This is a genomic window from Flexithrix dorotheae DSM 6795 (assembly GCF_000379765.1).
In the GTDB taxonomy this organism is placed as follows: Bacteria; Bacteroidota; Bacteroidia; order Cytophagales; family Flammeovirgaceae; genus Flexithrix; species Flexithrix dorotheae.
Genome location: NZ_KB903436.1, coordinates 23577 through 36659 on the forward strand (window position 1 = coordinate 23577; position 13083 = coordinate 36659).

The following is a 13083-nucleotide window of genomic DNA, read 5'->3' on the forward strand; positions in this document are numbered from 1 at the left end:
CAAATGGCTTATGCTCAAAGCAGAATAGTCACTGGTACAGTTACCGCTGATCAGGGTAAGGATCCCTTACCGGGGGTGAATGTATTAATAAAAGGTACAGCAACAGGGACTGTAACTGATATAAACGGAAAGTTTTCTATTGATGCTCCACCTGATGGTATTTTGGTGTTTTCATTTATTGGCTACCAAACCTTGGAGGAAGGGATCATGAACAGGTCTGTAGTGGATATTACTCTGGAGGCAGATGTACAGCAACTTTCGGAAGTTGTAGTAACGGCCTTTGGAATCGAAAGGGAAAAAAAGGCAATAGGTTATTCTGCACAGGAAGTTAAAGGGGAAGATCTTTCAATTGCAAGGGAAACTAACGTAATGAATGGACTAAAGGGAAAGGTAGCTGGTGTACATGTGAACTCATCTTCTGCAGGTGTAGGCGGATCTTCTTTTGTTTCCATAAGAGGTAATAGTTCTTTAAGTGGAAACAACCAGCCCTTATATGTGGTGGATGGAGTGCCTATTAATAATGATAACCTGGGAGCAGCGGGTATTTGGGGAGGAAGAGATTACGGAGATGGCATTCAAAATATCAACCCCGATGACATTGAATCTTTATCTGTTTTAAAAGGGCCTAATGCTGCAGCACTTTACGGTTCTAGAGGATCAAACGGGGTAATCTTAATTACCACCAAAACCTCCGCTAAAAAAGGTATTGGTGTTTCGTTTAATTCTAATGCCACTTTTGAAGAACCTAATGTTCTTCCAACCTTTCAGAATAAATATGCAGGTGGCTATGATGATGATTTTAGTGCCTGGAATACCCAAACAATTGATGGGGTCGAATATCCGGTTTATCCAGGCTGGTTGCTGGACCAATGGGGGCCAAAAATGGAAGGTCAACTGGTGGGTATTCAAACATTGCCTGAATTAGGTCTTGTTCCACTTGTAGGACAGCCGGAAGATAACATCAGAAACTTTTACAGAACTGGAAAAACCTTTACCAATACACTTGCAGTAACTACAGGGTCTGATAAAATTAACTTCAGGTTATCAGTTTCCAATCTCACAAATGAAGGAATTCTTCCCAATAGTTCATTTGACAGGAATACCGTGAACATGAATATAGGCGCAAATGTTACTGATAAGCTTAGGGTGGAAGCCAAGGCCAATTATGTAAATCAAAAAGGGAAAAACAGACCGGTAATCGGGCAGTCATCAAGTGAATCGGTGGCCCCCAGCTTAAATTTAATGGGCCGTCATGTAGATTTAGACTGGCTCAAAGAATATAAAACCGAAGATGGAGCTTACCGAAACTGGAAGAATAATTCTCCTACAAACCCTTATTGGATTGTAAACGAATTCCTTACTGAAGATCAAAGGGACAGAGTAATCGGTTTTGTTTCTGCCAATTATGAATTCACGGATTGGTTGAGTCTTATGGCCAGGGTTGGTAGTGATTTTTACACGGATATCAGGTCAGAAAGGGTGGGACAAGGCACCCCGGGAAGTGCAAGAAGGGACGGTATTGTTAAAGAAAACATGTATAATGTGAAAGAACTGAATACCGATATCATCCTGACAGCCAAAAAGGATTTCTCTGAGAACTTTACAGGATCTCTTAACCTTGGATTAAACAAGTACAATTATAAGCTTGAAAGAGTGGGATATACCGGAACGAAACTGGATATTCCAGACCTGTATCAAATCACAAATACATTAAATTTGGTGGCAACTCCAGCTTACATCAGAAAAGAAACACACTCTGTATTTTTCAATGGGCAATTAGGTTATAAGAACTTTTTATTCCTTGATGTTACAGGTAGAAATGACTGGTCTTCTACCTTGGGAGTTAATAATTATTCATTCTTTTATCCGTCAAGCAGCCTTAGTTTCGTATTTACAGATGCCCTGCAGGTTGACTCCAACATCCTAACTTTTGGTAAACTAAGAGTTTCTTATGCAGAAGCAGGTAATGATGCAACTCCCTATCAAACCATTACTGGTTATGCCATTTCCCAAAATACTTTTAAGGGTCAAAGATATGCCAGTGTGACCAGTAATGTAAAAAATGCGGATCTCAAAAATGAGCTCACCTCTTCATTTGAGGCGGGTACCGACATTCGCTTTTTTAATAATCGCCTAAGTGTGGATTTTACTTATTATAATTCTTCTACCATCAATCAAATTCTCCCTGCAGAAATTTCAGCTTCAACCGGCTACTCTACTTTATTGGTGAATGCAGGAGAGATAAAAAATGAGGGGATTGAGTTGTTATTGTCAGGAACACCTATTTCGATGAGTAACACGTTCAAATGGGATTTATCTGTCAATTTCTCTAAAAACAAATCGAAAGTTGTGTCTCTTATTGAGGACATAGATTCTTATACACTAATCAGTACAAGTAATGCCAGTATTGAAGCCAGACCTGGTGAATCTTTCGGTAATATTGTGGGGTTCCCTTATAAGAGAAATGAAGAAGGAAGATTCATCATTACTGAACTAGGATCCTATCAGCGCGATAACGAAAGGGTTGTATTAGGTAACATTCAGCCAGACTGGTTAGCAGGGATTACCAACACCTTTTCTTTTAAAGGGTTTAGTTTAAGTGGCTTGCTTGATGTTAGAAAAGGTGGGCAGATTTATTCCTTCAGCAAGTATGACCAGACTGCAAAGGGAACCGGAAAATTTACTGAAAACAGGGATAATCTTGTTGCTGATGGTGTAGTGGAAAATGAAGATGGCTCCTTTTCCGAGAATACCCAGGTGGTAGCCGCACAAGCCTATTATGCCCAAAAAGCATGGGGAAATATTGGAGAAGAATTTGTCATGAATGCTGATTATGTCTCTTTGAGAGAAGCCAGCTTCAGTTATAATTTTAACTCTTCCATGTTATCAAAAACTCCTTTTAGAACAGCTCAATTATCCATTGTTGGCAGGAATTTATTATACCTCTACCGCGATCCGCAGGCAAAATTGATGGGGATTAGTCCGGAAAACGCCTTTGCTCCTACAGCGGCTGCACAAGGCTACGAATTTGCCTCCATTCCTACGACAAGAAGTATTGGATTTAATCTATCGCTTACATTCTAATTTAAACGCTTAAGGACAATGAAATTTAAAGATATAAAAACAGCTTTTTTGTGGGCACTCCTCATCGCTGTAACTGGTGCATGTACTGATGATTTTGAGGAAATTAACACCGACCCAAATCTGGTTACAAAGGATAAAGTAAACCCTGATGCCATCTTAACTTATGTTTTAAAAGAGTCAATTTTTGATATTATTGATTTTGGCAGAATCGGAGAATATGCTGGTTATGTGAGTAATCCTTCTTCTGGATTTCCTCTTCAAAATGTAATAGGAAGTTTTGATGATTACAGGGCTAAAATCGTAAATGTTACTGAGCTTGAACGCCTAACGGCTGAGGACCCCACCTTTTCCAATAAAAATGCAATAGCCAAAATCTGGAAAGCATGGTTATTTTACCGAATGACCGATAATTTAGGTGATGTCCCTTATACTGAAGCCGCTCTTGCTTTTGAAGAAATTATCACAAAACCTAAGTATGATGAACAAGAATTCATTTACAAGGATTTATTGAATACATTAAAAGAGGCTGCTGCACAATTAAGGGATGAAGAAAACCAAAAGTCTTATGGCACTGCAGATATTTTATTTCAGGGAGATATTTACGCATGGGAGCGCTTTGCCAATTCCTTACGGTTCAGGTTGGCTATGAGGGTAAGATATGTGGATGCCGGGCTGGCCCAACAACATATCAGTGAGGTAATCAACAGCCCTTTAATTGACAGCAATGATCAAAATGCGGAGCTTACTGCTGAGGGTGATGATGCCGTCCTCAATGAAAACAGAGGCCCATTTTATAACTATGTTGCTAATAATAATGTAAACCCCTTACATCCATCCATGACTGTAAGTGAAAACCTGCTTCAAAGGAATGATCCAAGGCTGAGCATTTATCTCACAGAATCAGAATTTGCAGGGTACCGATCAAGGCCATTTAATATGGTATCTGAGACACAAAAACCAAGGTATTCAGGAGACAGTATCACCAAAGTAGGCGAAACTTTCTTGGTATCTGATTATACTTTCAAAGTCTTTACTGCAGCGGAAGTAAAATTCTTAAAGGCAGAAGCTGCTTTAGCAGGGATAATTTCAGGGGATCAGGAAGACCTTTTCCAACAGGGGATTCAGGATGCGATGGCGCTTTATAGCGTAAGTCAGGACAGTATTGATGCGTATCTGGCCAGCCCATATGGTTCGCTAAGTGGGACTGAGGAGGAACAATTGGAGGAAATTATAGTACAAAAATACCTGGCCAATTATTACCAGACTCACGAAGCCTGGGCCGAATACAGAAGGACAGGTTATCCAAAAATTTGGATTGGTGATGGACCTTCTGATACAGGAGGGCAATTGCCAAGGCGTCAGATGTACCCACTGGATGAACATGCTAAAAACCTGGACAATATGACTACCGCAGCAAAAAGACTGGCAAACGGAGATGATCCAATGAGCAAAGTTTGGTGGGATGCCAAACCCGGGCTTCCTTATGCCCATCCCAAACAGGGTCAATTTCCTCCGGAAGAATAATTTCAACACCAGCTATAAATAAAAAGGAGCAGGGTTTTGGGTAACCACAAAAAATTATCACAGTTTATAAGCCAACATCTATGGCTATGGAATAAAAATTTTTCAGAATTTAACCATAGGTGTTGGCCTGCTCTTTTTTTTTCATGAAATTGAAATGAGATAAGGAGGAATATTAATAATGATAAAATTTTATAATTGCATGCAGGCTAAAATAATTATAGGTTTAATTTTTTGGCTAATGACTACTTTATGCTTTGCCCAAATACCCTTTGGAAATAGCCAGCCCAATAATATACGATACTATCTAAACCGTACTGCCTGTGAAATCACTCAAAATTCTCTATCAGGGGTGAATTCCCTTGGAGATTGGGAAGGCATTAAAAAACAACGATACAGAGAATTAGTAGAAATGTTAGGGCTTTATGACAACCCTCTGGAAGGGGAACGCCCTCCCTTAAATATTAAAAAAACAGGAACTGTCAGGCAAAAAGGCTATAGGATTGAAAAAATTTATTATGAGTCTTTACCCAGTTTATATGTGCCTGCGAACCTCTATATTCCCGATGGTATAAAAAAACCTGTTCCAGCAATATTATATGTTTGCGGTCATGCACCCACTCAAAAAGAAAGATACCAGGAACATGCCCAGAAATTTGCAAAGCTAGGTTTTGTTTGTCTGGTTATCGAGACCATTCAATTTGGGGAAGTTCGGGGAATGCATCGGGGCCAGGAATCATATGGTCAGTTCCACTGGTATAGTCGTGGTTACAATGCGGCTGGTGTAGAAACATGGAATGGAATCAGGGGAATTGATTTGTTATCTCAGTTGCCAGAAGTTGACCCAGAAAAGATTGGGGTTACTGGTATCTCAGGGGGAGGTTCACAAAGTTGGTACTTACCAGCCATTGACCAACGGATTAAGGCAGCTGCTGCAGTAGCCGGGGCTGGTTCTTTGGAAGGACAAATTTACCACCGCACAATCGATGAGCACTGCGATTGTATGATGCCCAACAACACCTATCTCCAGGATTTTGCTGATTTCGGAGCCCTCATTGCACCTCGTCCTTTTATGATTGCCCAAACCAATAGGGATGGGTATTATTCCTTCGAAAGCGTGCAGACTTTATATAACAAAATTAAAAAAATATACACTTTTTATGAGGAGGAGGAAAACCTCATTTTGGCCGAAGGATCTGGCAAACATGGCTATGGGGAAACTTTTGAACTAAGAAAAGATATCCTGGCTTTTTTCCTTAAAGAACTGATGGACAAAGACATTTCTGAAAAAGAAATAGAAGCTTTTGATCAGGAAATATTGCCCCGACTTTCTGTAGAAGAACTTCGGGTGTATGTGGATGGCATTCCTGAGGATGATCGTACCTCAACTATTCAGGATTCCTTTGTGAAACTGGCAAGTCCCCCCGAAATTTCCAATAAAAAAGAATTTGAAAATTATCGAACAACTGTTATCGATTTCCTAAAAAAACAGACCTTTCATGCTTTCCCCAAAAAAGAAACGCCTTTGGATGTCCATTTGGAATTTCAGGATAAAAATTTCGGAAAATATGGAAGAGAGGTTTATAGGTTCACCTCAGAAAAAGACTGGAAATTAGAATTATCCTTAAAAAGAACCCTTCCAAAAGATAGCCTTCAGCCGGTTTTATTAGTATTGAGAAACCCGGAAGAAAAAAGATATGCTTCTGAAGGTTTTGTTTCAGGAGCGGGGAAAAACATGAATATTGTTTTTTTCGAAGCTAGGGGAATTGGGAATACGGGCTGGTCCCAGCAATTACAATGGCACATTAGAAGAGCATCCAACTGGACCGGTCGTACAATTGCCTCTATGAGGGTATATGATGTACTTCGATGTGTTCAGGTTCTAAGAAATACTTCAGGTATAGACCCCGAAAATATAAGTATTGCCGCACAAGGTGAAATGGCAACGGTTGCCCTTTATGCTGCCCTATTGGATGGAAATATCAAAAACCTGGTCATTAAAAACCCACCAGCTACTCAGAATATAGCCAGTAGTCCTGATGGAACCGGGGATGCGATTGAAATGCTTAATTGTTTGCGTATTACTGACTTGCCACAGGTAGCAGGGTTACTTTTCCCAAACAATTTTATAGCAGTTAAGGACTTGCCTCCCTCCTATCAATGGGCAGAAAAACTGTATACCAACCTTGGTACTTCAAATCATTGGATAAAAGTGGAAAAAGTATCGGAATGGAAACCCTAGTAAAAATATAAATTCCTCATTAGTTAATTAGCTTAGAGTAAACAACAACCTCAGTTTAAAAGAATTTAATCCTGAATTAAGTGAATAATAAATCAGATGTTTTAATTGTTGGAGGTGGAGTAGTCGGTCTTTTCATTGCCTATTATTTGAACAAAAAGGGATATGAAGTAACCATTGTGGACGAAGGCCCTATGAAAAAAGCCGCTTCCTATGGTAATTGTGGTTTGGTAAGCCCCAGTCATGCTTTGCCATTAAATAGCCCGAAACTCATGTGGAAAGCAACAAAATGGCTGATGAAGCCCGACTCCCCTTTTTATATCAAACCGCAATTAAACTTTTCCATGATGCAATGGCTGACTCAATTTGCACTGAATTCCAGCAAAGCATCCATTGAGCGGGCAATGCACGGCCGGCATAATATTTTACAAAGCTCCCGACAACTTTATGACCAGTTTTTGGCGGAAGAAAAAATCAATTGCGACTGGAATGATAAAGGAATATTATTCTTATTTAAGCATGAAAAAACTTTTTATGACTATGAAAAGGTAAATGAAAAACTTATATCTGAAATAGGACTGGCCGCTAAACCATTTGCTGAAAAAAAACTGATTGATTTTGAACCTGCTATCAGGGAAGATGTTTTTGGTGGCTTTCTTTATGAGAATGATGCCTCTTTAAAACCGGATAAATTAATTACAAGCCTGAATACCCTGCTCAAGGAGAGAGGAGTTAATTTTAAAGATGGGGTAAAGGTAAACACTTTCAATACACAAAAGGACCAGGTAAGTGAGGTAATTACCAGCAATGGAGAAAAACTTAAAGCCCATCATTATATCCTGGCTGGGGGCGCACTGTCTCCCCTCTTCCAATCTCAATTGGGTATTAAGATCCCGGTAAAACCCGGGAAAGGTTACAGCATTACTATGCAAAGTCCTAAATACTCCCCAAAGGTACCCTGTATTTTTGAGGAAAGAAAAGTGGTGGCGACACCCTGGGGTAATTCTTATCGGTTAGGTGGAACCATGGAGTTCAGCAATTATAGTACTGTTTTAAACAATAAGCGGCTAAATGCCCTCAAAAAAGGAGCTGCTGAATATCTAAAAGAACCTTTTTCTGAAAGTGAATATGAAGAATGGACTGGTTGGAGACCCATGACTTCGGATGAACTTCCAATTATTGATTTTTCAACCGGGCATAAGAATTTGCTAGTTGCTACTGGTCATGGTATGTTAGGTGTGAGTATGGCCCCGGGCACAGGCCAGTTAATTGCTGAATTACTTTCAAACCAAAAAACACACATCAATCCTGCATTTTATTCTTTAAAAAGATTCTAAAAAATGTTTTTCCAAGGGTTAATATAACCCGGCAATTAGCCTTGAATATTGAAAATTAATCAAACGTATGGTTTCCACACTAAACTACTTCAATAAAGGATGAAACATTTTTGGCTAATCAATTACTAAAAACTCATTTTATTATAATGCTGTACATAAGCAAGACCGCCTTCAAAATTAGTGTGGGAAAGACTACCAGATACGGGAGATTTTTTTCAAGTCCCAAGTGGGAAAATATTGCAAATACCTTCCTTACTTGCTCGGAAGACCTTTTTGAAGGCAAGATTTTTTCGTCTATTTTTCATCGACTGGAAAAATAGACAAAAGCTAATTCATAATGCTTTGCTTATAATTTAGTATTGAAATTTTGGGTGAAAGGTCATTAATAAAATTAAAAAAGTTGCGAAAACTCCCAAAAATTTGCTTTCGCAACTTTTTTAAATTTTTAATATTCTACCCTATATGCCGGGTTATACAGGATTGAAAAGTTTGAGGGTGGGGGTGTCTACATAAAAAAGTATACTACCCGAATAAAGTCGGCCTCTGGAAATTACTCTGGCCAGTTTCCATCTTTTATTGGTTTTTTGATAAGTTGATCAGGATCCACCACAACATGTTTCACTTTGTCCCGCTTCCAGGTGTAAACAATATGAACTTTACCATCTTTTGCCTGAATCACAGAAGGGTAAGAGTATTCCCCAGGCTCATCTTCCAGAACAAGTGCGGCATCCCACTGCTTACCATCGGAGGACACAGCAACATTTAAAGGCGATCTTTTCCCTCCCCACTTGTTAGGATTTTTGCCAATATGGTTATACACAAGCAAAAAGCTTCCATCTTTCAGGGTTTCTGCATCTGTTCCGGAATTGGGATTTGGCAGTCCAGAAGGCTCCAAATCGCTCCATTGAATGCCACTATCCTCAGACCAGGAAGTCAGTACACTTACCTCTTTACTTCTTGCCATAATCTGAAGCTTTCCGTCCTTATGAATGAGTACACTTGGCTGAATGGCATTGTATTTTTTACCATCGTTGATGGGCTCCCCTTTTGTCCAGGTCTTGCCGAGGTCCATGGAATACTCAAAATGCACACGCCAGCCATCATGTTCTGTACTCGTTGGACTGATCAACATGCCATTGCTCAATAAAACAGGCTTGTTTTTGATAGGACCAAGTACACCCTCCGGAAGCATCACAGGCTCGCTCCATGATTGGCCGTTATCATGAGACTCTATGATTAATCCCCACCATTCCCTGGGGTTGGGACCAACTTTGTAATAGAGTTGCAATGGTCCATCAGGGACCTGGTACAGTACAGGATTCCAACAAGGATACCTTAAGTCTTCGTTTTGAATTCCGTTTGCCACAGATACCGGATCACTCCATTTACCATTTATTTTTCTACTTACCCAAATTTCTACATCCTTATTTTTCTCTTTAGTCCCTCCAAACCAGGAGGCTACCAAGCCACCCTCGGTTTCAGCAATGGTTGAGGCATGACATTCTTTAAAGGGAGCCTTTTCGTAAATAAACTCTTCCACTAAAATACCTTGTTTTTGGCCAAAGGATAGAGAAATTGATAACAGTAATAGATTGGTTATTATTAAAAAATGATATCGCAGATTCATATTTATTAGTTTTGTTTTATTTAATATACTCCGGGACAATGAAAAGTTACCCTTTAGAATTCATCTTTTTTGCAACAATGAAATATCACTGAACAACTGAGTTAAAGATAATGGTGAAAACTATGGGTGGACGCCCAAATATATTGTCTTTTAAAATCTTTTTTTGTTTTTTGAAATAAATTACACTAAACACCGGATTACCAATCGTATTCTATAATTATTTTATAATATTAAGGGCTGTTTTAAGCTACAATTCTGATTTCATGAAATGAAAATTATTTATTCCAGGCGTGCATAGTATGCGTAATGGATACAAAATTACTGCACTCGGAAAATATTACCGGATTGAATATTCAATGATAAATTTATGAAGAAGAAAATAACATTATTTTTGAGTTTTTTCCTGTTGGGATGGACTGCTAAGGCACAGGTTAATGTAGGTAAGAAAATTGAAGTTGTAAATGATCCGGCAATTATTGGAAAAAAAGTAGCAGAAAATGTCATCCACAGGAGATTTGGCTGGCGGTATCAACGTGTCTGTGCTTACTATGGCAGTTTGATTTTTTCCGATGTGACTCATGATCCGGCAATACTTGAGAAAGTGAAGAAAGGGTATCACAGTTTTTCAAAGGGGCTTAAATTCAATTTGAAGGGACATGTAGATTATAATGTATTTGGTATTTGGCCTTTTGAGATCTATCGCCAAACGGGTGATGCACACTATCTGGAAAAACCAAAATTTCTTGCAGATCATGAATTTGAAAAGCTTCAGGAAGATGGCCTATCAAGTTTTACCCGTTTCTGGATCGATGACATGTATATGGTAGGTTCCCTGCAGGTTCAGGCTTACAAATCCTTAAAAGATACGGTTTACCTCAATCGGGCTGCTAAAACAATTAAAGTTTATTGTGAGAAATTGCAAAGGCCTAACGGAATGTTTTACCACAGAGCAGATGCACCTTTCTACTGGGGGCGTGGCAATGGTTGGGCTGCCGCAGCTTTTGCGGAAATCATTCCGGTATTGCCACAAGATCATATCTATTACCAGGATATAAAATCGGCTTTTCAAAAAATGATGAAGACCATTGCAACTCACCAGGATGAAGAGGGCATGTGGCATCAATTATTGGATGATCCGGATAGCTATCCGGAAACTTCATGCACAGGTATGTTCCTTTATGCCCTGGCCACAGGTATAGATTATGGTTGGCTGGATGTTGATGATTATGGGCCAAAAGTTTCAAAAGGCTGGGATGCCCTTGCAGGATATGTCAATGACAAAGGGGAAACCGAAAATGTCTGCATCGGAACTAACGCCAAAGATTCCAGGAAACATTACCTGACAAGACCTACAAGTACTGGAAATTTCCATGGGCAGGCTGCTGTACTTTGGTCAGCCACAGCCATACTTAGATTAAAGCAGGATTAGCGTTACCAAGATTTTATCCACTAATTTTTCACTTCATTTTCTTTAAGGTAAGGGCTTTTATTCCTTCTTCCCCCTTAGTAGCATCCATTTGGGAACATGCAATTTCCAGTGAATAGCTGCTGCCCGGAATAAGAAAGTGAGCACTGCGCATCCAATACCAACCAATGACATGTGGTTTGGAAAAACATTTAAAAGTACCGTATAAAGGAATGCCCCAAGGGTTAAAGGAACCGCATACAATTCTTTCTTCATGAACAGGGTGGTATTCCCGGCAAGTACATCACGGATAACCCCACCACCAATGGCTGTGGTTAATCCTAATAACACGGGTCCTGCCGGCATGGCAAATTCCAAAGCTCTTGTCTTTTCAGCCCCCTGAATGACAAACATGGCTACACCCAACCCATCTAAATAAAGCATGGTGGAATATACATATCTGCGTTCCATCAGTCTATTCCCATAAAAGGCTACAATACTGGAAACCAGTGCCACCCAGATATAATTGAGGTCATTTCCCCAAAAAATAGGTTGATCAAGAAGGATGTCCCGAATAGTGCCCCCTCCTACTGAGGTGACGATACCCATTACACATGCTCCAAAAAGGTCAATATCTTTTGGAATAACAGCAAGGACTGCTGTCACAGCAAAGGCGACAGTACCAGCCATTCCAAGTGCATAGTAATAAAATTCAGGTACGTACATAGGTATTCAATTCACTGTTCTCTTTCTATTAACTACAAAAAACTATCTCAGGCAATCCTTCGCAGCAGAAGCTTATTGATTGCTGACATTTTTTGCTGCTCCACTTGAAAAGAAGCATTCGGCAAAGCTATCTACAAGTGCAATTAAATCCATACTTGAATTCTGTTATTTTTTATTACCTGACTACAAAATTTACCACAGGATGTCCGACTTCACCCCTCGGTAAAATAGAGGATTATTTCCTCGGTAAAATTCCATTTTTAAATGATTCCCGGTTTTGAACCTATACAAGCATTTATGAAATCTTCTTATTTATTTCCCAAAATCATATTAGCATAAAATACACCCTGATGATTCATAAAAGTGCTGTCTTTTCTATTCAAGTCTAACTTTCCGCCCTCAAAATTTGTGGCAGGCAACCCTAATTCCTGGTAAATACAGGCTGTAGCGGCAAAATCCCAAATACTCCCCCCTCCACTTTCTTTTTTCGGAAATTTTAACATACATGCAGGGCCATTTTCCAATACAAGAATAGCGTTCAATACAGAACCCGAACCGGCAATTTCTTTTATCCCATTTAAATTGAACTTCTCTGCATTTTGGTTTAGCAATGTTGTTATTTTACCTGCCTGAGGGGTATCCTTTAACTTGCGATCTGTCACATAAGTTAGATAGTCATTTTTATGCTTAATTTCCCAGCGGCTATCATTCTTATATGCTCCATCTCCCTTAATGGCATGGTACAATGTCCCTGTGCTGGGATCAAAGACTACTCCAATATATGGTATCCCATCTTTTGCAATTAAAGCAATGGATACGGAAAACCCTGGTTGCTTATTAATAAAAGGCAGCGTTCCATCCATCGGGTCGATACACCAGAAAAAATCTTTATCAAACCGGCTTTCATCATCTTCAGTCTCTTCTGATAAAAGCGCTAAATCAAAGGCTTCACAAGTGGGACGCAAATGGGAAAGGATTGCTGCTTCACATGCCCTGTCCACTACAGTGACCACTTGTGAAGCATAACTTGATCCTCCCTGTTTGCTTTCCACCACAACTTCCTCATTCATGTATTGCTGAATGATTTTTCCTGCGGAAAGTGCTGCCTTGACGGCAATATTTTTAAGTTGTAAGAAATCCATTT

8 protein-coding genes are annotated in these 13083 nt (G+C 39.5%); 5 read left to right on the top strand and 3 right to left on the bottom strand.

Annotation, left to right across the window (positions count from 1 at the left end):
* Window positions 1-3 precede the first annotated feature (3 nt).
* The 4 genes from A3EM_RS0110935 to A3EM_RS0110950 all read left to right on the top strand — a co-directional run bounded on the left by A3EM_RS0110935 (window position 4) and on the right by A3EM_RS0110950 (window position 8181).
* On the top strand, window positions 4-3084 hold the full coding sequence (locus A3EM_RS0110935; RefSeq protein ID WP_044238105.1) for a SusC/RagA family TonB-linked outer membrane protein: 3081 nt from the start codon (window positions 4-6) through the stop codon (window positions 3082-3084).
* An 18-nt stretch (window positions 3085-3102) separates the two neighbouring features.
* Complete coding sequence (locus A3EM_RS0110940; RefSeq protein ID WP_020528252.1) at window positions 3103-4608, top strand: SusD/RagB family nutrient-binding outer membrane lipoprotein; 1506 nt, start codon at window positions 3103-3105, stop codon at window positions 4606-4608.
* Window positions 4609-4846: 238 nt separating this feature from the next.
* On the top strand, window positions 4847-6847 hold the full coding sequence (locus A3EM_RS0110945) for an alpha/beta hydrolase (RefSeq protein WP_157637833.1): 2001 nt from the start codon (window positions 4847-4849) through the stop codon (window positions 6845-6847).
* An 80-nt stretch (window positions 6848-6927) separates the two neighbouring features.
* Entirely contained in the window at window positions 6928-8181 is a 1254-nt protein-coding gene (locus tag A3EM_RS0110950) for an NAD(P)/FAD-dependent oxidoreductase (protein ID WP_020528254.1), read from the top strand.
* A gap of 550 nt (window positions 8182-8731) precedes the next feature.
* Here A3EM_RS0110950 and A3EM_RS0110960 read toward each other — a convergent pair.
* Window positions 8732-9721 (bottom strand): sialidase family protein, encoded by a 990-nt coding sequence (locus A3EM_RS0110960; RefSeq protein WP_342663054.1) that lies wholly within the window; start codon window positions 9719-9721, stop codon window positions 8732-8734.
* Between the two features lie 454 nt (window positions 9722-10175).
* On the opposite strand from A3EM_RS0110960, the gene A3EM_RS42100 reads away from it, so the two are divergent.
* The gene (locus tag A3EM_RS42100; protein ID WP_020528257.1) at window positions 10176-11237 is read left to right on the top strand and encodes a glycoside hydrolase family 88/105 protein; all 1062 of its coding nucleotides are present in this window, start codon (window positions 10176-10178) and stop codon (window positions 11235-11237) included.
* A 57-nt stretch (window positions 11238-11294) separates the two neighbouring features.
* Here the strand turns inward: A3EM_RS42100 and A3EM_RS0110970 are convergent, their stop codons facing one another.
* Window positions 11295-11939: a trimeric intracellular cation channel family protein gene (locus A3EM_RS0110970; protein WP_020528258.1), complete on the bottom strand. Its 645-nt coding sequence runs from the start codon at window positions 11937-11939 to the stop codon at window positions 11295-11297.
* Window positions 11940-12247: 308 nt separating this feature from the next.
* On the bottom strand, window positions 12248-13081 hold the full coding sequence (locus A3EM_RS0110975; RefSeq protein ID WP_020528259.1) for a 3'(2'),5'-bisphosphate nucleotidase CysQ family protein: 834 nt from the start codon (window positions 13079-13081) through the stop codon (window positions 12248-12250).
* Between the last annotated feature and the right edge of the window lie 2 nt (window positions 13082-13083).

Excerpts from the sequence above, each read along its gene's own strand:
- A3EM_RS0110975 (WP_020528259.1), bottom strand. The coding sequence starts at position 13,081 with ATGGATTTCTTACAACTTAAAAATATTGCCGTCAAGGCAGCACTTTCC.
- A3EM_RS42100 (WP_020528257.1), top strand. The coding sequence starts at position 10,176 with ATGAAGAAGAAAATAACATTATTTTTGAGTTTTTTCCTGTTGGGATGG.
- A3EM_RS0110940 (WP_020528252.1), top strand. The coding sequence starts at position 3,103 with ATGAAATTTAAAGATATAAAAACAGCTTTTTTGTGGGCACTCCTCATC.
- A3EM_RS0110935 (WP_044238105.1), top strand. The coding sequence starts at position 4 with ATGGCTTATGCTCAAAGCAGAATAGTCACTGGTACAGTTACCGCTGAT.
- A3EM_RS0110970 (WP_020528258.1), bottom strand. The coding sequence starts at position 11,939 with ATGTACGTACCTGAATTTTATTACTATGCACTTGGAATGGCTGGTACT.
- A3EM_RS0110945 (WP_157637833.1), top strand. The coding sequence starts at position 4,847 with ATGACTACTTTATGCTTTGCCCAAATACCCTTTGGAAATAGCCAGCCC.